Source organism: bacterium (genome assembly GCA_023145965.1).
Lineage (GTDB): Bacteria > UBP14 > UBA6098 > UBA6098 > UBA6098 > UBA6098.
In genome coordinates, this window is sequence record JAGLDC010000061.1 from 17684 (window position 1) to 37712 (window position 20029).

General features: G+C 44.9%; 14 protein-coding genes and 1 pseudogene. 11 read left to right on the forward strand and 4 right to left on the reverse strand.

Annotated features, from left to right (window positions below):
• Nucleotides 1–638: 638 nt before the first annotated feature.
• The 8 genes from KAH81_06180 to KAH81_06215 all read left to right on the forward strand — a co-directional run bounded on the left by KAH81_06180 (nt 639) and on the right by KAH81_06215 (nt 11590).
• Nucleotides 639–1262 carry a DUF4159 domain-containing protein gene (locus KAH81_06180; protein MCK5833243.1) on the forward strand — a complete coding sequence of 208 codons (624 nt, stop codon included), beginning with the start codon at nt 639–641 and terminating at the stop codon, nt 1260–1262.
• On the forward strand, nt 1259–4615 hold the full coding sequence (locus tag KAH81_06185) for a hypothetical protein (GenBank protein MCK5833244.1): 3357 nt from the start codon (nt 1259–1261) through the stop codon (nt 4613–4615). The genes KAH81_06180 and KAH81_06185 overlap by 4 nt, the downstream gene beginning before the upstream one ends.
• Entirely contained in the window at nt 4605–6350 is a 1746-nt protein-coding gene (locus tag KAH81_06190; protein MCK5833245.1) for a tetratricopeptide repeat protein, read from the forward strand. Before KAH81_06185 ends, KAH81_06190 begins: the two co-directional genes overlap by 11 nt.
• Entirely contained in the window at nt 6347–7174 is an 828-nt protein-coding gene (gene prmC, locus KAH81_06195) for a peptide chain release factor N(5)-glutamine methyltransferase (GenBank protein MCK5833246.1), read from the forward strand. The genes KAH81_06190 and prmC overlap by 4 nt, the downstream gene beginning before the upstream one ends.
• A 3-nt stretch (nt 7175–7177) precedes the next feature.
• Entirely contained in the window at nt 7178–7909 is a 732-nt protein-coding gene (locus KAH81_06200; GenBank protein MCK5833247.1) for a creatininase family protein, read from the forward strand.
• A 104-nt stretch (nt 7910–8013) separates the two neighbouring features.
• Nucleotides 8014–9606 carry a hypothetical protein gene (locus KAH81_06205; protein ID MCK5833248.1) on the forward strand — a complete coding sequence of 531 codons (1593 nt, stop codon included), beginning with the start codon at nt 8014–8016 and terminating at the stop codon, nt 9604–9606.
• Nucleotides 9591–10598, forward strand: coding sequence for a hypothetical protein (locus KAH81_06210; protein ID MCK5833249.1), 1008 nt, complete (start codon nt 9591–9593; stop codon nt 10596–10598). The genes KAH81_06205 and KAH81_06210 overlap by 16 nt, the downstream gene beginning before the upstream one ends.
• The gene (locus KAH81_06215) at nt 10595–11590 is read left to right on the forward strand and encodes an NAD(P)-dependent glycerol-3-phosphate dehydrogenase (protein ID MCK5833250.1); all 996 of its coding nucleotides are present in this window, start codon (nt 10595–10597) and stop codon (nt 11588–11590) included. Before KAH81_06210 ends, KAH81_06215 begins: the two co-directional genes overlap by 4 nt.
• Before the next feature lie 7 nt (nt 11591–11597).
• Here KAH81_06215 and KAH81_06220 read toward each other — a convergent pair.
• Nucleotides 11598–12449, reverse strand: a pseudogene (locus KAH81_06220) (HNH endonuclease).
• A gap of 29 nt (nt 12450–12478) precedes the next feature.
• Nucleotides 12479–13879 carry a hypothetical protein gene (locus KAH81_06225; GenBank protein ID MCK5833251.1) on the reverse strand — a complete coding sequence of 467 codons (1401 nt, stop codon included), beginning with the start codon at nt 13877–13879 and terminating at the stop codon, nt 12479–12481.
• A gap of 368 nt (nt 13880–14247) precedes the next feature.
• On the opposite strand from KAH81_06225, the gene aspS reads away from it, so the two are divergent.
• From aspS to KAH81_06240, 3 genes are all read left to right on the forward strand, one after another.
• Nucleotides 14248–16017 (forward strand): aspartate--tRNA ligase, encoded by a 1770-nt coding sequence (gene aspS, locus KAH81_06230; GenBank protein MCK5833252.1) that lies wholly within the window; start codon nt 14248–14250, stop codon nt 16015–16017.
• A complete protein-coding gene (locus KAH81_06235) occupies nt 16007–17029 on the forward strand; it encodes a PhoH family protein (GenBank protein MCK5833253.1) in 1023 nt (340 codons plus the stop codon). The genes aspS and KAH81_06235 overlap by 11 nt, the downstream gene beginning before the upstream one ends.
• A gap of 125 nt (nt 17030–17154) precedes the next feature.
• Nucleotides 17155–17928: an outer membrane beta-barrel protein gene (locus KAH81_06240; GenBank protein MCK5833254.1), complete on the forward strand. Its 774-nt coding sequence runs from the start codon at nt 17155–17157 to the stop codon at nt 17926–17928.
• A gap of 31 nt (nt 17929–17959) precedes the next feature.
• Here KAH81_06240 and KAH81_06245 read toward each other — a convergent pair whose 3' ends face one another.
• Complete coding sequence (locus KAH81_06245; protein MCK5833255.1) at nt 17960–18673, reverse strand: hypothetical protein; 714 nt, start codon at nt 18671–18673, stop codon at nt 17960–17962.
• Between the two features lie 13 nt (nt 18674–18686).
• Nucleotides 18687–20000 carry an aspartyl protease family protein gene (locus KAH81_06250; protein ID MCK5833256.1) on the reverse strand — a complete coding sequence of 438 codons (1314 nt, stop codon included), beginning with the start codon at nt 19998–20000 and terminating at the stop codon, nt 18687–18689.
• Nucleotides 20001–20029 lie beyond the last annotated feature (29 nt).

A 20029-nucleotide genomic window follows, 5' to 3' on the forward strand; every position in this document is an offset into this window, starting at 1 on the left:
ACTCCGTCGATTCAAATTAAAAACTCTTTATAGAATAATTAATTATTCTACATTAATCAAGTCCAATTGTGTCAAAACCAACCCTCTAAATAAATTTATTGAACATCTTGTAAACTATTTTTAATCTGAACTTTTTGCCTCAAAAAAAATGCACCCTAAGTTAAAACCCTAAAAATCAACACCAAAAACTCGCCGTTAAAGTTGATAAAAAGACCGTAAAATATTGTATCACCGCTGGCGCGGGAAAAGGGGCTGGCGCGAAATTTGCCGCATTTGCAAATTTCGTGACAGAAAGGCGGTTCGGGTGGGATTTTTGAGCAAAAATAAATTGCCTAAAAAAAACAGGTAAACGGAATAACAAAAATCGTGACAGCGGCGAAGCACAGAAAAATAATATACAAGATCAAAAAAATATCTCATTTTTAACTGGAATTTTTTCCATCAAGTAATTTTCCCTTTCAAATCCATCGAGAAGCACCGAGTAAAAAGCGGTTCAAATAGGCATTTGCCTATTTGACAATAAAGCCAGAATGGGTATAATTCAGGGATTTTAGGTATGAAATATGCGTTAAAGTAATATTATGAAAATATCGATTCTAAATAAATATCTGCTCTATGCATTAATCGTCCTCACGGCGATGGCCTTTGCCCAAGACAAGCCTACAGTGCCTTTCACTGTTGCACGCCTTAAATATTCCGGCTCTGGCGATTGGTATGCCAATCCGTCATCACTTCCAAACCTACTTGAATATGTGGGAAAAAATACCGGCATCCCGGCAGTTTTCACAGGCAAATATATCGAACCCTCCGACGACGATTTTTTCAATTATCCATATCTTTATATGACCGGCCACGGCGATGTCCGTTTCTCGGAACACGATGTCGCGCGGATGCGCGAATATTTGACCAACGGAGGTTTTATACATGCCGACGACAATTATGGTATGGATAAATCGCTTAGGCGGGAAATAAAACGAATTTTTCCCGATAAAGAACTCGTCGAGTTACCATTCGACCACGAGATCTACCATTGTTTTTTCAATTTTCCCCAGGGACTACCTAAAATCCATGAACACGATGGCAAACCCCCGCAGGGATTCGGAATATTCCACGAAGGCCGACTTGTCTTGTATTACACCTATGAAACCGATCTGGGCGATGGCTGGGAAGATTCAGATGTTCACAATGATCCACCCGAAAAGCGCGAAGAAGCTCTCAAAATGGGAACCAATATCGTAGTATATACCCTCACTCGACTATGAAATCTGCCAAAAAGAAAATATATAGCTTTCTTAACTCGGCAAAAAACAGATATATATCTGTCGAGGCAATTGGGGGACTGCTTCTCTCTTTAGCAGCAATCATTGGTTTTGCTCTGCTTTTAAGCCTTATAAACGGGCTTTTCTTCATGGATTCAGGCACGCGAACAGCCTTTTTTCTGGCATGGATTGCTGTAATTATAATAACTTTCGGAGTTTGGGTAATTTTGCCCTTTATAAAAAGGCCTAAGCTTCGCACTATCGCAATAGACCTCGAAAGGGCATATCCCATCCTGAAAACGCGCTTGGTCTCGGCTTACGATTTATTGAAAATAGATTCTAAACGCTTGGGGTACTCCAGCGGACTGATAGAGGCCGCGATTATCGATGCCGGGGAATCCATCGAAGACTTGAAACCCGGAAAAATCGCACGATTATCCTCGCTTCGAGAAAAATCGGCCTTTCTAGGACTTGCTCTAATCACATCTCTAGGGCTTTTTAGCGCTTTTCCAGCGACGTTCCGCAACGGCCTTTTAAGAGGAACCCATCCTTTTGCTGATTTGCCTCGCCCTACCTTGACCACGCTCGAAGTTACCCCCGGAGACACCCAGATCACCAAATACGATGACCTCGAGATAAAAATCGAGGCTATGGGCAAAATGCCCGATAAAGTCGTTATCTATCGGCAATTTGAAAACGAACGCGAAGAACGCGCATACCAAGCTATCCGTGAGGATAATGACCACCACACATGGAGTTTCGTTTACGAGGATATTAAACGCGATTTCATGTATCGAGTCGAAGGCGGGGATTTCATAGGCACGCCATTTGCCGTAAAAGTTGTTGATCGTCCGAGGATTATCAATTTGAGCCTTACACTGAATTTTCCAAACTACACAGGTATCGCAACACAACACCTTCAGGAAAACGAGGGCTCAATCGATGTGCCCTATGGAACTTATGTTACTATCGAGGCACGCTTTTCTAAAGATATTGTCTTTGGAGCACTGGAATTTTCCGATTCAACCGAGAAAAAAATCGAAATTGACGAGCGAACCGGTAAAACAAGATTTAGAGCGCTTAAAAACTATAGCTATCATATCGCAGCCGTCGATGCTGAAAGCCTCTCCAATGATGACCCCATCGAATACTCCATCCGTGTGCGCACCGACGAATATCCTTCGGTAGAAATAACCTTCCCGGCAACGGACGTTCAGCTTAATGAAAACTTGGAAATACCCCTCGCCTTTATTGCCGAGGACGATTATGGTTTCTCGAAATTCGTAATCACTCACATTATTCAAAATTCTCCTGAAGATACAATCCGTCATAGGATAGACGCGAATATTGCCGGCCTTCGGCAGGTTGGAATAAACTATCTCTGGGACTTGGAGCCTCTTGCCCTCGTGCCAGAGGATGTCATTTTATATTGGGTCGAGGCTTATGATAACGATGCGCTCACCGGTCCAAAGATGGATGCTAGTAAGGTATATTCGGCGCGCTTCCCAAGCATCGATGAAATAATCGAGGAAATCACCGACGAACGCGAGATGCAGGTTATGGATATGGAGGAGGTTGCTCGAAAGGAACGAGATATCAGTAAAGACATATCAGACATCACGCGCGAACTTAAGGCAGAACGCGAGGTTAGCTACGAACAAAGAGAAGACCTTCGCGAAGCTCTTCAAAAACAAGAACAACTCCTTGAAGAACTCGAAAAAACCGCCGACGAATACCAAAAAACCACCGATAAGGTAGTCGATCAGCAGATGGCGGCATCGGAGATAGTCGAGAAGATGATGGAAATTCAAAAGCTTCTCGATGAAGTCGCAACCGAGAAAATGCGTGAGTCGATGAAACAACTTCAGGAAGCACTCGATTCCATGGACCCTGAAGAACTGCGCCGCGCTGCAGAGCAATTCCAACTCTCGCAAGAAGAGCTTATGGAGAGGCTCGACCGCACACTTTCACTTCTTAAGCGTATGCAAATTGAGCAACGCGTCGAGGATATGAAAAACCTTGCTGAAAAACTCAATGAAATGCAAGAGCAAGTGAGCGAAGGTCTCAAAAAAGGTGAGATGTCTAAAAACGAAGCAGAGCGAATGCAGGATAGAATAACAAAAGGAAGCGAGTTATTGGAAAAAGGCACCGAAGAGCTTTCCAAGATGATGGAGGAGTTCGAGGATATGCCTTCAGAAGCCGCGAAAAAGATATCCGATAGTATGAAAAATAACAGCCCGAGAAAAAAATCTTCGCAATGCAAAGGCTCGATGCAATCTGGGGCGATGAAGCAATGTCAGGGGCAATCCAAAGAGCTTTCCGAGCAATTCGAACAACTCGAGAATCAATTTGCCCAGATGCAACAACAGATGCAACAACAGATGTCAGCAGAGCTTATGGCCGAGATAAGAAAAGCTGTATTCGACCTTTTGGACCTTTCTTCTCGCCAGGAGGAACTTACAGGACTTATCTCCACCGACCTTAGGAACTTCGACCTCGCCAGAAGCCTCGTCATTGATGGTTCAAACATACGCTCCGCACTTCAGCGCGTGACCGTTGCTGTTATGAATATTGCAAATAAGAACTTCATGATACCACCCAGCATCGGTGCGCTTTTAGGCAATGCCAACAGGCAGGTCGATGCTATGCTCGAGGACCTCGCCCAAGGGCGCGGATATGGTGCACATCCGAGAGGTTTAGAAGCAATGGCTTCAATGAATGTGGCAGCGGAGAAACTTCTCGAAACCATGGACCAGATGAACAGTTCCTCCAGTTGTAGCGGTTCGCAGAGTTTCTTCCAACAAATGCAAAGTATGTGCGATAAGCAAGGACAGATTAATTCGATGACCATGCCCATGCTTCAAGGTCAAAAACCGGGCGGCTTATCTCTCGACCAGCAAGCCGCAGCGGCTCGCCTTGCCGCCGAGCAGGAGGTCGTGCAGAAAAGTGTGCAACAGCTATCTAAAGAGGCTTCCGAGCGATCCGATATTGCAGGCCGAATGGACGATATAGTCGATGAGATGGAGGAAGTTGTCAAAGAACTTCGCTCTAAGAACGCCAGCGAAAGAACGCTTCAACGCCAGGACCGAATTCTTAGCCGGATGCTCGATATGCAGAAATCGCTTCACAGGCAAGAATACGAGGAAAAACGGAAAAGCAGAACGGGCGAAAATAAAGCTCGAAGAAGCCCAGATAGTCTTCCAGAGGACTTCGGGGAGCGCAGGGACGTGCTCCAACAGCAACTGCTTCGAGCGCTTAACCAACCATATCCGAAGGAATACGAGACCTTGATAAAGGACTATTTTAAAGCGCTCAGAGACAACGGAACAACCAATCCGGTGCAAGATGAAAACTAAGTTCGTTATATTGTTCCTATTAATATTGTGTATCGCTCTTTTTGCTGATACATCAAGAGATATCGAGCTTTCGAGAAGGTATGTCGCTCTTGGTAAATTCGAGGAAGCACGCCTGCTATTAGAACCTCTTTTCGAGCAACAACCCGAGAATCAAAATATCCGCCTTCTACTTAAACAGGTTTATCTAGCCTTGAAGGATAACACTTCCTTATTGCAGCTTATCGAGGCAGAGCTCGCAAATAACCCCAATGATGCCAACCTCTGGATAGAAGTCGGCAATGCTTCGCTTTCATCTGGCAACGAAGAGAAAGCGAAAAAGGCCTATAAAAATGCGGTCAAACTTGTTCCCAATGACAAGAATAAGATGCTCGACATTTATCGATCATACATGACCTGGGGATATACCACAGAGGCGGCGGAATTACTTATCTCAGCTCGTAAAAGGGGAGGGAATAATGCATCATATGCCCTCGAGATCGCAAGTATTTACGAGATCGGCGGTAAATGGTCAAAAGCTGCAGACGAATACGCGCTCTATTTGCAGGAGTTCCCTGACCGCTTTCCAGATATCGAGCGCCGCATGAACGAAATTTCCGCCGACCCCGAACAGCTCGACGACCTTGCCGATGCAGTGGTGAAACTCAAGGACAACGGCATAGAGGGTGACAGGATAAACCGTATGTTAGCGAGACTCAGGGTGCGCCAGCGGGATTACCTTGCAGCAGTTAAAAGCCTTATCGATGCGGAAACCAAACGCAAGATGAAGGGCATTTATGTTCTTGGATTCATGCGCGAAGCACTAGCTGCCGGCGCCCACGATGCCGTGATATATGCCGGTGAATATCTCGCGGATGCCGAGCCTCGCTATACGCAAGAATCTAATCTTACAATGGCCTATTCGCTCAAAGCCCAAAACCGGATTGATGAGGCCGAAAACCTTTTAAAGAAACTTATCAAAAGCAAAACTCCGGCTATCGCAGGAGAAGCACTTGTTTTATTTGGCAGGATCGACCTCGAGAACAAAAAGGATCTTAAAGCCGCGCGCGAGATGTTCACTGAAGCCATCGAAAGCTACCCGAAAATCGAACAAACTGCCTTTGCCTATCGGGGGCTGACGGAGGTTTATTTTCGCAATAATGACTTTTCTTCCGCCGAACAGGTATTCACCAAACGGCGCACAATAGCGCCGGACGATCCATGGGCGTTATTTGGGCTTGGAGAACTCGCCTTTTTCCGTGGATCAACGGACACGGCAGGTGCCTATTTTAGGGGTGTAGTCTTGAGCTTCCCAAAATCGGAGGAAGCCAACGATGCCGTGCAATATCTAGCTCTCTTGGCCGATGCCTCCTCAGGCGCGGATATGTCCGAGATAACCTCTGCATTTGCCGCTCTGCGTAAAGGCGACTCTGAAACTGCGCTTTTAAAATTCGATTCGATAATCGAAGAACACTCCTCGCAACCATGGGCAGACCTTATATTATGGGAACGCGCACAGCTTAGGCTGAGCCTTGGGGATAAAATGGGCTGTCGAACCGATCTTAAATCCATCTCAGAGCTTTTTCCCGATGGGTATCACGCCTCACAAGCCGTGGAAATACTGGGTGATCTGGCATTGGAAAGCGGCGACCTTCAAGCAGCAACTCACTATTTCAACCAAATATTGACAGAACATCCCTCTGCTGTAAATATCGAAAGGGTCAGGAATAAGCTTAAAGCAATTCCGGGGAACATTTGAAAGCGCTCGAAGTAATAGCCACAGGAAAAGCGGTCTTGAATAACAACAAAATTGAAAATCCATCGCTCGAATCGCGGTGGATTTTAGCATTTATTCTAGACATAGCGCCAACAAGGCTTTACTTAAACCCGGAAATATCTAAAATGGACAAAGCAGAATTCGATGCTGCTATTGCTCGACGATGCGCAGGGGAACCGATACAGCTTATTCTCGGAGAATGGGAATTTTTCGGAAGGCGTTTCACTATTAAATCGAGGGTGTTTATCCCGAGACCGGAAACTGAAGGTTTAGTCGAGCTGGTCTTAGGTTTGCTCGATATTAATCAATCATTTGAGGGTCTCGAGGTTGGAGTCGGCAGTGGAGTTATCAGCATCAGCATACTTAGCGAAATGCCATCCATTAGGATGACTGGCACGGATATTAATCAAAAAGCCCTCGAATCGACCTCTCGAAACGCCGAATCGAACAGTGTTTCGGATAGGCTTAGTTTGTATTTAACCGACAATTTCAAACCAGAAGAAAAATTCGATTTTATTGTAAGCAACCCGCCATATGTTTTGTCGAGCGAGATGAGAAACCTTCATCGAGAGGTTAAATTCGATCCGCCAGAAGCACTCGATGGCGGTCCTGACGGCCTCGATGTCATCCGAAGCATTTCTATAATGGCACAAAATTGGCTTAATCCAAAAGGTTTTATCGCGCTAGAAATACATGAGGAATCGGGTGTCGCAACAGCAGGTTTATTTCCCAAAAATGGTTTCTTAACTGAGATTCACAAAGATATTCACGGCAAAGATAGATATTTATTGGCTTTCAAGGAGTAAAACATGGAAAGGAAGATTCAAAGGCTTAATTGGCATGAGTTTACGGACATCATCGAGAGAATAAACGGAGTTATATTACCTATAGGCACTATGGAGGCACATGGGTGCACCAATCTCGGCACCGATATAACAATTCCGGAGTTTATTGCCGAACACCTTGCCGAAAGGCTCGACATGCTTATTGCGCCCTCGGTGAATTACGGTATCACTCGAACTCTGCTCCCACTTCCCGGATCGATGAGTGTTTCGAGTGAGCATTTCGAGGCTTATATCTTCGATATTGCTGAATCATTAATTCGCGCCGGTTTCAAGTTTGTAGTTTTTATGAATGGCCACGGAGGGCATATCGACGAGCTTGCACGAGTCGCGCGTAAACTATGGGAAAAGACCTCGGGCAATAGTATTGTTTTGCATTGGTGGGAATTCTGCGAACCGCTGACAGAGAAGCTCCTCGGAGAGGCCGGCGGCCACTGCGGAACCGATGAAACATATATGGTTATGTCTGCTGATAACACCCTTGTAAAAAAAGAGGAAAACATTCAAAGAGAAAGCTTTCTGGTTCGTGATGGCGCATATCCATACCCTAATGGAGGCTCGATCTTGCTTTATAAAGAAGGGCAAGGAATGCCCCGCTTCGATGAAAACGAGGCCAAGCAATACTCCGAAGCGGTATTGGATTATATCGAGAGTTACATCCGAGAAGTGTTGTCGGGATGGAAATTCCATAAGGTGTAGTTTAACTACACCTTTGCCCGATAAAACGATAGCACCTCCGATATTTATGATTGATCGAGCGCATAATATGCTTAATCTTTCTAAAAAATCAAAAGGTAGGATATATGCAAAAACTCATTTTCTTAATGATATTGATTTGCACTGCAATAGTATCTCAGACCTCGCCGGAGGATTTCGATAGCCTCTCCGCAACCGAGGCAGCGGAAATCGCTCCCGATTCGCTGAGGGAATCCCTTTTCGAAGCATATGCCGACGCATTGGGTAATTGGCAAGAGTTAGCTGCTTTTATCGAGAACTTCAGTGACAATAATATCAAACTCGAATCCGCAATATGGCTAATCAATATAATGCCTCACCTTGACCGTTTACTGGCAACAAACCGAATTTTAACAGAACACCTCGAATTTGCCTATGCCGCTCGGGAAAAAGCACCATGGGGAATACCTGACAGCATGTTTTTGCCATATATATTGGCATATCGTTTAAGTTATGAACCGGTTACCCTCTGGCGCAAAATATTTTTCGATAAGTTTTCCAGCGAGGCATTCGGGACGGGAGACCCCAAAAAAGCAGCAAGAAAGATAAACGGGTGGATCGACGAAAATATCGACACCTCGGGATGGGATTTCTTTGGTGGGATGCAGTCCCCAGATATGACATACAAACGGAGGAAAGGCTCGCGCTCGGAAATCTCTTCACTTACAGTTGCCATTCTGAAATCACTTGGAATACCATCGCGAAATGCTTCGATTCGCACCGTTCGTGGTGAGGGCGCTTCCATGAACTGGGTAGAGGTTTTCGATGTTAAGGAAGACAGCTGGTTTCCTTTATATCCCGATTCTCCAGAGCATTTCGGAGATTTCGCCTATCCGGCGGAAAAATACCCCGGAGGAATAACCGTTGTCAATGTAAAAAGCGCTTTCGAGTATGATTTCAATACCTCGAAATACACACCGATAGGCAAATTAAGGGTTTATATAAACCGCAGAGGCAAGCCTGTGGATAAATGGGAGCATTTCAGCGTAACTGTTTTCAGTGGAGGCGCCTATTGGCCGCTCGATGAGATTGGAACGGCCACCGATTCAACGGGCATATTCGAATTTGAATTGGGCGTTGGTGAATATGTTCTCCAAAACGGCACTCGAGACAACACCGGAAGCGTGTGGGTGCAAACCTTTCCATTTGCAATAAAAGAAGGCGAAATCACGGAAATTGAAATAGAAGTTTCAGCGCCGCAGTATATGGAGGAGCAAACCGAATCAGGAATACTCCCGGTGTTCACACTTAACGACCTCTCTGGAAATCCTTTTACTCATACACAAATCAAAGCTAATAAACCGACTATACTGGCCATATTCGACCCAAAGGCTGAACCCTCTATTCGAGCGAAAACGGTTATAGACGGGCTTTCCGCCGAATTTGGCGATTCGATTAGGTTTTTTAATATCATAATCGAGGAAGATAACGACGAATCTCCCAAATACGATTCTGAAAGACGAACACTTATCGATAAAGGCGCCACGCTTACAATGAGTTTCCTCGGATACCACGAACTCGAGGCCCTTAAAATGGAAGCCCTGCCCGCAATCATTTTCTGCCCGGGAACCGATTTGCGTTTCGAGGTTATCTCACGAGGGTATAATACTAGTCTCAAAAACTTGATCGAAGAAAGGATTGCGCTATGGCTTTCACGCTAGTGCTTTTTCTATCCTTAGTATGCACGTCTTTTTCAGGAATTCTTTCTGATGAGAATGTTCGACCCATTATTCAATCGACCATAGCCTGTCGTTTCGACCACCGATATGCCAAAGCAGATACTATAATCGACTCGTTAAGGCTGGTTTTTCCTAACGATCCAGCACCGCTTTTTTTAAAAGGCTCTAATCTTCATGATAAAATGACTCATTACGAGGACTATAGTGAAATTTTTACAATGAATTGTATTCTCGACAGTGCTATAACGCTTGCCTCGGAAAACCTTGTTGACCCTTGGAATTTTTGGATCATTGGTTCTTCATTGGGATATAAAGCCATGGCCGAAATCGAGTCCGGTAACTACTTTTCCGCTTACAATACCTCGCGCGAGGCTTTAGATTATTTAAAAACTGCGATGGATTCCCAGGAAACCCGTGCTGACGCGGCATTAGGTGCTGGAGGTTATTACTATTGGGTTAGTCGAAGCCTCGGTTTTCTGACTTACCTTCCTCTCGTTCCGGACAACCGTGAAGAGGGCCTTGAATTACTTCGCACGGCATTTACTGAATCTCATTATTCTCGTGATGCCGCTGCCCACGCATTGGTATATATTTTCTGCAAGTCCGAAGAGTTCGATTCAGCCAGAGCATATAGCTGTTACATTGAGGAAAAATATCCGTCGAGCCTTCTTCCGTTATGGTATAAGCTCTCTATCGCGGAAGCCTTGAAAGACCTTTCAAAATACCTCGTTGCAGCGGAATCACTCAGTTGCGCCCTCGACACACTCGGTATCAAGCAGGGGGCCAATGCAATCGAAATCCATTATTTTTCAGCTATCGCCGCTAAGGACCTAAAATTGTGGGACCGCGCGATTTTTCACTGTGATAAAGCCCTTGATTTCACTGATAATAAAGCATTATTCGAGCGATTCGAAGACGAACTCCATGAGTGCAAAACTATCCGTGAATACTCGAAAGAAAGGATGGCACAATGAAGTTGGGCGTGATCGGTGCTGGGGCATGGGGAACTGCCTTTGCAATTCATCTAGCGAAACAGGCGTATAAAATTTCCCTTTGGTGCTACGAAAATAAAACTGCAGAAAATATAACAAAAGGAGAAAATAACGACTTCCTGCCCGGGATTGAAATACCCAAACTTATTAAACCAACAACTCAACTATCTACTGTTGTCGAAGGCGCGAAAGCCATCTTTTTCGCGGTGCCCGTCCAAAACCTCGCTTCGGTAGTCAGCAGAATCTCTCCTCACGACATCTCAAAGGCACAAATTTTTATCAGCCTATCTAAAGGTATCGAACGAAGCACCGGTAAACTACCCTCTCAAATCATCGATGAAGCCCTGAAAATCCCATTAAAGACTATAGCCTTATCAGGACCATCTTTCGCCGACGAGGTCACGAAAGAGCGCCCAACAGTGATGGTAGCTGCCGGCAACATTCAATTATCCAGGGATGTTCGACGCATAGTCGCTTCAGATTACCTTCGTGCATACAGTAGCGACGACCGAGTCGGTGTCGAGTTAAGTGCCGCGTTAAAGAATGTCCTTGCTCTAGCATCGGGCATGTCTGATGGCCTTGGCCTCGGGGAAAACGCGCGTTCGGCGCTTATCGTTCGCGGCCTCGCCGAAATGCAGAGATTAACCTTGGCCTTAGGCGCTAACCCTCAAACCGCATTCGGAATCGCAGGCCTCGGGGACCTTGTTCTTACTTGCACTAGCGGAAAATCGCGTAATTATCGTTTCGGACAAATGCTTGCTCAGGGAAATCCCGCCTCAAAGATAATCTCGCTGAATAAATGGGTAGCAGAGGGTGTTTTCACAGCTAAGGCCGCATTAGAACTTGCAAAAAAGCATGGCGTAGAGCTTCCTATTACAGAACAAGTATCGGAAGTAATAGAAGAAAATAAAACTCCGTTAGAGGTTTCTTACGCCTTGATGACAAGGCCTCTTAAAGACGAATTCCCAAAATAGTTTATTATTAGCCTGTTGATAGTGTATTTAGCGGTTTAATTGGATTTTCCCCGTAATGCGCTTGTCTATGGCAGTTGGGACACAAGGCTATGGCATTTTCGACACTATCCTCATTACCTTCAGACAAAGCCTGAATATGATGGACTTCGAGATAAGGAGTGCCGTCCGATAGGCGTTTAAATGGAGCGAGTTTCCCACAACACTCTCATTTCCCATTAGCACGATAAAGAACCTCGGCAACAACATCAATATTGCGTATAAAAGATGTAGATACAATTTTTATTCTTTTTGGCATTACAGGCGCTGTTTTAAGGCGTTCCCACCGCATCCAAGGATCATCTCTGAGCGAACAAACCACTTTTTTGTGAAATGTTACTTCATCCTCTATAGATTCTTCAGACTGCCCCTTATCTAGATCAATATGGAAGGAATCCCCATTTCTAAAACGCCCGGAATTTATATATTTTTCGGTGGCTCTTGAGAATGAGGCCCAAAGGGCTTTGTTACTTATTAATCCTGGAAGTCCCGATATCGACTTCAAATACGCCCAAATTAATGGATACTTGGGATTATTGGAGAATATCTCCGGGCGATACTCAATCCCATCGATATCCAGAGGGGAATGATCCACCAAAAGCCATACACCTTCGTCTTTGCAGTCGAAACATATTGCCGCAAGATAAATCCCATAGACAATGATACTTATTGTGGACAAATGAACACCAAACCAGGCGTTATAGACGCCTTTGGTGTTTTCGAAGACCTTTTGAAAAAAGGCAACCGAGGCCCAAGAAATATCTTCACTTATGCCATACCTCGAAAACCACTGAGTTAATTCGTTTTCCCAGTCATAAGCCATAGCAGGGGGGGGTTCTACAATGAAAAATATTATTTAATAAAAACTAACTTGGTTCGCGCACACGAATTGGCAATGCGAGCGAAGTAAATACCTACCGGCTCAGCGCTCGCGTTCCAAATAACCTCACATTCCGGTGCAACCGATGGGATTCTGACTAGCATCGACCCATAAATGTTATATATCTGCACTTCGGAATCGAACGGCGCACGGGCGCGGATTGATACCTCACCATTAAAAGGATTGGGGTATGTCGTTATGGAAATCTCATCAGGACGCAATATCTTGTCATCAACAAGCGTCGGATCTAGCAGAACAAATGATTCCGATGTATCGGCCGTTGAGTTGAACACTGAATCGTGAACAGTAATTCGGAAATAGCATTCACCACCATGAGTATGTGGAAGATTGAATTCAAAATCCTCGTGCTCGGTAGGATAAGACACCTGATTAACCATATGCCATGTTGCGCCGGCATCTGTAGTATATTCTATCTCGGCGAGAATTACGCACCGGTTATCATATGTGTCGAATCCAATAGTGAAAACCGAATCCATAAAGAGCGTATCGCCTGAGAGTGCCGTCGTGATATCGGTCAAAGGCATCACACAAAAATCTAATAACCTTGCACAAAGCTCCTCTTTACTATTGCCACCGCGCGGGATATTGCCGAACTGAAATGGCAATGTTACCATCGCGCCAGGCGAATAGCTTCTGCGTTGTATCCCTCTTGCCGGGCATTTACTCGAGGCATTGAAGACATAACGCAGATGGTGGCTATCCCATACCGCATCGTTAATTATAATATCGTCCACACTCGATGTTGCACCCTCTGTCGGGTGATAATCGAAGCTCATTCCATCGGCGAAGGAGCTGTCCTCACCCACAAGCATGTCCGGTGCACCGCCATCATCGACAAGAAGGAGTGCCCCGGTATAATCGGCAAAAGTCCCTGCATAAGTGTAATGGGAAGCGGAGGTATCGCAATATAGTTTAGCGAAGTCGTTACCCTCGAGAACAACAGCTGTTTGCGAACCGGGAGTTCTGCCGGTAGCATCGAGGTAAGCAATAATCTGAGCTTGCTTTGCGGCATCGATATCATCGGGACCACTACCATCGATCCAGCCCATCGAGATTATAACTATGCTGAAGGGATTAAGGTCTGAAGGCCAGTCTGTCCCGTAAGAGTATAGTAGCGTATCTCGCATTCCATAAATATCTCCGCCTTCATCGGCTTGAATAGCATTAATAGCCTCTAACCATCCATCGCGAGGACGAATTATAAATGTCGATGACGAATCCGGGTGTTGGAAATTTGCTCCGGGGGCAGCGGCATCCCAAATATATATGCTTCTGGTGATAGCATAAACCGAGCTTATCGCAACAAAAGTTGCGATTAACGCAAAAAACAATATGTCCCGCTTTTTCTTCATATATACCTCTCTTTCATGGAAAATTCTAAGAAAAAGCCCTTTTATGTCAAGTTTTTATTTATTTGTGCTCATAGATAAATTCGCAAATTTATAAAGGATTATAAAATTCATCCATGATTAAATGGTTTATATTATTATTCTTATCGAGTGTATTTGAACACATTATCTAATTTTGCATTCGATCCAAAAGTGATAGCTCGACGTCATGTAAATGTCTTTTAATTATATCCTTATAACCTTGCAAAATGCTGTTCTCCCAGAGCGTCTTACATTTAAAGTCTTGGAAAGGTCTTTACTCCAAGTGCCAAAAACAAGTTGACAATACATGCTTCGACATGTAAAATAAAAAGCCTAAAAAAAGGAGATATATGCTAAGAACACATAATTGCGGTGAACTCCGCGCAAATCTTGCTGGCGAACAAGTGAAATTGGCTGGATGGGTCCATCACAAACGCCATCACGGCGGAGTGCTTTTTGTCGATCTTCGCGATAGATACGGAAGAACTCAACTTACTTTTAAGCCTGAATCGAAGGAGCTTTTCGAGCGCGCTGAAAAGATTGGCCACGAGACCGTGATCTCGATTACAGGCACAGTTACAGTCCGCCCACCAGAGGCCAGGAACCCAGAGCTTCTGACCGGCGAGATAGAGGTTATTATCGAAAACATGCAGGTATTATCGATTGCGGAAACACCTCCTTTTGTTATCGAGGATGAAGTCAAAGCAAGCGAAGAAACACGCCTCAAATACCGTTACCTCGACTTACGACGTCCCGAGATGCGTGACACCATGATTCTCAGAAGCAAGGCTAGCCGTATAACTCGGAATTTTCTCTTCGATGAAGACTTTTTAGAAATAGAAACCGCAACTCTCGTCCGCTCAACACCGGAGGGTGCTCGAGATTTTCTCGTTCCAAGCAGAATGCAGAAGGGTAAATTCTATGCCCTTCCACAATCACCACAAGTATATAAGCAATTGCTAATGATCTCCGGCTTCGATCGCTACTTTCAACTTGCCCGTTGCTACCGCGACGAGGACCTTCGCGCAGATCGTCAGCTTGAATTCACACAAATAGATATCGAGATGAGCTTCATTGACGAAAACGATATTCTCAGCCTTGCGGAAAGACTACTTGCAAAGCTTCTTTCGAAGCTATCCGGTGTCAATCTCAAACTACCGATCCCGCGAATATCCTACGACAAAGCGATGCTTCTCTATGGTAGCGACAAACCTGATCTTCGATATGGTCTTGAGATTCACGATATCTCCGAGCTTGCAAAAACCAGCGAATTCAGAGTCTTCTCCAGTGCTGTCAAATCTGATGGAGCTGTTCGCGGAATATGCGTGCCCGGAGGCGCAGCCCTTTCGCGTAAACAAATAGATGAACTTACCTCGAAGGCTCAGAAACTTGGGGCAAAAGGATTAGCTTATACTAAATTTGAAAATGGCGAGTTTGTGGGAGGCATCTCAAAATTCCTATCGGAAAATGAAATCGCCGGTATTCGAACCGATTTCGATCCGCCTGAAAACTCAATTATTGTTTTTGTCGCGGATTCCATCAAGATTTGCGAAAGGGTTCTCGGTGTCATGCGTGTTGACCTAGCCCACTCTCTCGGGTTAATCCCTGAGAATGCATGGGAAGCTCACTTCATTGTTGATTTCCCGATGTTCGAAGAGGAAGAGGACACCGGTAGGTTGGTAGCACGTCATCATGCTTTTACCCAGCCGAAACCCGAGGATTTACACCTGCTCGAGACAGAACCATCTCTCGTGCACGCTCGAGCCTACGATCTAGTTCTCAATGGCCATGAAATCGCCGGTGGAAGTATTAGAACACACGACTCGGACCTCCTCGCACGGGTTCTTTCAGTTATTGAGCTCACCGAGGAGAAAGCGCGCGAGAAATTTGGTTTCCTCCTGGATGCTATGAAGTATGGCGCACCACCTCATGGTGGTATCGCCTTCGGCTACGACCGAATGATCATGCTCATCGCCGGTAGAAACTCCATCCGTGATGTTATTCCCTTTCCGAAAACCACTGCTGGGCAATCGCTTATGGACAATTGCCCCAACACCGTTGACCCTGAACAACTCGATGAACTTGGAATAAAAATCGAAAAAGGGGAAAATGCCGAATAATTACAAAAACATTAGCACTTCTGGAAAATCCATTAGGGTATCACTCCGAGATATCGATCAACGCGGTCTTTTCGGGCCGCGAAATCTCTATGTTCGTGATATAGAACTAAAATTCCCAGTTAAACTTGTTGCACGAGGCGATGAACTTCAGATTTTTGGTGAATTCGAGAGCGCACGCGCCGTCGAGTCGATAATCAACCAGATGATTGAACATCTTGTGAATGGCGGAGTTCTTTCGGAACAGGCCGTCGAATATGCTATCGGACTGACAAAAAATGAACTCCCCTCAAACAACTTCGATATTGCAGAACAAGAACGTATCGTCCTCACCAATTGTAACGATTCGGTTCGTCCAAGAAGCGAAGGGCAAAGCCTTTATATAAAGGCTATTGCGGAAAACGACCTCATCTTCTCGATAGGCCCAGCTGGAACAGGGAAGACATACCTTGCAGTGGCTTGCGCAATTCGCGCATTCAAAGAGCGCCAATGTACGAGGATAGTATTGGTTCGACCGGCAGTCGAGACAGATGAATCGCTGGGTTTCTTACCGGGAGATCTTAAAGAAAAAGTCGATCCATACCTCAGGCCGCTTTACGATGCTCTCTATGAAATGTTGCCATCTTCCCGTTTCGACAAACTTATTGCCGAAGGAACTATAGAAGTCGCGCCGCTTGCTTATATGCGCGGTAGAACTCTCAACAACAGTTTCGTGATACTAGATGAAGCACAAAACACGACTATCCGCCAAATGAAGATGTTTCTCACCCGTCTCGGGACGAACTCGAAGGCCGTTGTCACCGGTGATATAACCCAGATAGATCTTCCAACCAACAAAGCTAGCGGCCTTATCGACGCGCAAAGGGTGCTCGAGGATATAGAGGGGATCGAATTTGTTTATCTCAACGAAACCGATGTTGTCCGGCACCGTTTGGTACAAAAAATAATCTTAGCATATGACAAGGTAGAAAAACCACTTCACTCAAATCATAATCAAGAGGACGATAAAGGATAATACGAACCCATTAACTCTTTAATTATAACAAGGTTGCACCTTCCTCTTAATTTTTTCCTTGACATGACCACTTTTAATATCTAGATTTACTATTGAGTTATATTAAATATTGGAATGGAGGGGTCATGATAAGATCAGTCGCGATTTTTCTTCTCTTTTTAGCCATAACCTCAATTGCTGCGCCGAACGATGCAAAATCCGGGTTCTATTTTGCACCTATGTTGACCTCCGGGCACTTTGGGATTACAGCACATAATCTGCCTATCTCATATGCACAATTAGCAACTCCTACATTGACTCTTAACAGCCTCGATGTTGCACCAGACAGGGGATTATCCTTAGGGGGTAAACTGGGCATATTTTTCAGACCCGAAATCCACGAGCGCAAGAACCGTTGTGATTTCGAGGTGCAATTCGAGTATGCGCCGGCAAAATTCTGGTTCCAGACCATCGAACTGGAGAATGGCGTTAGCGTTTATGGCCAGGATAAATGGGATTTGAAAAATATGAATCTTGTTGGCCGTTTTCGATGGTCGGCCGAGGTCGGCGATAGATGGCAAGCATTTGTCCATTTTGGTTATGATATAGACTTCATTACTCTAGAAAGTGCAACGGCCCTCTCAAACGGTCTCAATCTTGGAGCCGGCATGCGCGTGCGTCTTTGCGACCACTATGCTTTTTACTTCGAATATGAAACAGCTTCATTGAAAACAATCAAAATAGCATATGCTGACATTGATGCTACTGCAAATCTCGCTCTTCGCAACTCGACTGGCACAACCGGCTATGTCACGCTTAAACCGAATTATAGTATGGTATCTGTTGCGTTCGAGTTCCCAATCGAATTTTGCATGTCTTGTAAAGACAAAAAAAATCGGGGCGACACACCTAGGTGGTAGGCCAACCCCGATAAATCCAATTAATTCTTTTCTATTCGGGTTTTTTCAATAACCGCTTTAGGTCGGGTAGTTTGGGTAATTCTATGCTTTGAGTTGCTCCCGATACTTCAGACTTCGCTCCCTTTTCCCCATATTTAGTAAGCTCTGTCAAACCTTCGCCCTCGCGAATAGCCCTTACAACACCGGCTATCGGAATCTCCGGGGATATCCATATCTCTGTTTTTCCCTCTTCATCCGTGATTGTATATTTGTCGCATTTAAATTTGCCAGCCGCGACTTCAATAGTAACATCCTTTTTGACATCGATCTCGACTTCTGGAATTTCAATTTCTTCAACGGGTTCAGTCTCGGCGCCTTTGGCAACCGGTCTATTTGACGGAAGCATAAAATCCATCTGGCGAGGCTGTTCTCCCTGAATCTGAATTATCAAAGACACAGCGGCTTCTTTATTTTTCGGATCGGTGCTTTTAAATTTGAAGATACTCCATTTACCCTCTTGATCCGTAGTTTTTAGCTCGAACCAATAATACTCGATGTCGTCTTCCTTCTCCTGAGAAATTATGGAAAACTTCATCTTCTGAGCATTACCATCGTTATCTTTTATCATATATTCCACCCACGCTCCAGGGGTGATCTGAGGTGTAACTTCCGGAACATCGGGAAGCGCGCTTAACAAGTCGAACTGCCCGAAGGCGGCGAAACTAAGCAAAGCGAATAAAATCGCCGTGAAGAACCTGAATCTCAATGGAACCTCCATTTCATTTTGGTATTGGTCTGAGCTCGATTATGTTTTTTTCAAACCATGTCGTTATCAGCCAATCTTTAAAAAAATTATATCCAATTATTGCATCGATTGCAGTCGGGAGCCCCAAGGAATTTATATGTGACAAATCACTAATAACCACCGGATAATCATTACGAACTACAGGTCCGATGATTAATTTCTTTGGGTAAACGCTTTCTACTGGTGTGCGTTTCTTATCCGCACCGACAAGTGTGTCGCTTTCACCTGATTTGTAGCTCTTCCGTGGTAGATCATTGAAAAACTCCGGTGTCATAACACCGCCTCCAGCTCCGCAATCCAAGACTATATAGCCGGAGTGCCCTTTTGCAAACTGCGCAGTTGTATAAAGCAAATGAAGTTTTCGGTCGAATCCGATTGTGTGAGTCGGTTCGCGAGATAATATTTTATCCTCAGGGTCGATAAGTTGGCCCTTTTCATCGAGACGGCTCAAGAAGAGTTTACGTGAGGAATAATCGATAGTCCATGCAAATTTGCCAAGAAAATCCGACCCGAGAAGACCGGCGATTTCGACATCGAGGGCGGTGGACAAGTGAGAAAGGTCCATTGTTATGGCCATTAAATTGGTAACCACAATGTCCCCAAGAATAACACTATCGATGGTAACTGCGCCTGTGTTTTCAATATCGCCACTGACCCCCATAGCCTTTGCAATAACCATATTACCAACTGGCGCGAAACGGGAGGCCATTTCCGAGTCTAAGACAGAAAGGGGTGTGCCGTTATCGACAATGAGATTCACTTTTTCTCCCCCATGGAAAAAAGCCTCCACGACTATATGATCGAGATCATCGGCAAATTTTACCTCCGATAAAGCTGGCCCATCAATTGCGAAACCCATATCCTTAGTGGGGTCTTCAACCACCAGCGCTTGAAGTGCGCCAGTTCCCATACGCGAAATTTTCCAGACACCATCACGCATAATTATTCCAAATTCATCATTGGTCTCTTGCATATTATCACCGGCTACAAGCTCAGCTGTAATAGTAACATTAGCTTGGTCTCCATGTCTTTCTATCTCGACCGACTTAACCTCGCCAATTTGGAGAACACCCATCGAGATTATTTGTTCAAAAACCATAGAGGAAACCTCTGGCCCAGCGCCAGAAAAATCAAAATCCTTGTCGAGATATGGCAAAAGCGGTTCTATCGATCGTAAATTGAGTGCATTTTTATAAGCTTCTACCAATTGAACAACCTCGGGTGGCGCTGTTTCAGCAACGAGGGATATTGTAATAATCAACAAAACGAATGCTACTGCTTTTTTCAATCTTACTCCTCATCTTCTTGTTTGGGAAG

Bases quoted from the DNA above. Each gene is read 5' to 3' on its own strand.
- KAH81_06180 (MCK5833243.1), top strand. From the start codon at position 639: ATGGCCTTTGCCCAAGACAAGCCTACAGTGCCTTTCACTGTTGCACGC.
- KAH81_06185 (MCK5833244.1), top strand. From the start codon at position 1,259: ATGAAATCTGCCAAAAAGAAAATATATAGCTTTCTTAACTCGGCAAAA.
- KAH81_06190 (MCK5833245.1), top strand. From the start codon at position 4,605: ATGAAAACTAAGTTCGTTATATTGTTCCTATTAATATTGTGTATCGCT.
- KAH81_06200 (MCK5833247.1), top strand. From the start codon at position 7,178: ATGGAAAGGAAGATTCAAAGGCTTAATTGGCATGAGTTTACGGACATC.
- KAH81_06205 (MCK5833248.1), top strand. From the start codon at position 8,014: ATGCAAAAACTCATTTTCTTAATGATATTGATTTGCACTGCAATAGTA.
- KAH81_06210 (MCK5833249.1), top strand. From the start codon at position 9,591: ATGGCTTTCACGCTAGTGCTTTTTCTATCCTTAGTATGCACGTCTTTT.
- KAH81_06215 (MCK5833250.1), top strand. From the start codon at position 10,595: ATGAAGTTGGGCGTGATCGGTGCTGGGGCATGGGGAACTGCCTTTGCA.
- KAH81_06225 (MCK5833251.1), bottom strand. From the start codon at position 13,879: ATGAAGAAAAAGCGGGACATATTGTTTTTTGCGTTAATCGCAACTTTT.
- aspS (MCK5833252.1), top strand. From the start codon at position 14,248: ATGCTAAGAACACATAATTGCGGTGAACTCCGCGCAAATCTTGCTGGC.
- KAH81_06235 (MCK5833253.1), top strand. From the start codon at position 16,007: ATGCCGAATAATTACAAAAACATTAGCACTTCTGGAAAATCCATTAGG.
- KAH81_06240 (MCK5833254.1), top strand. From the start codon at position 17,155: ATGATAAGATCAGTCGCGATTTTTCTTCTCTTTTTAGCCATAACCTCA.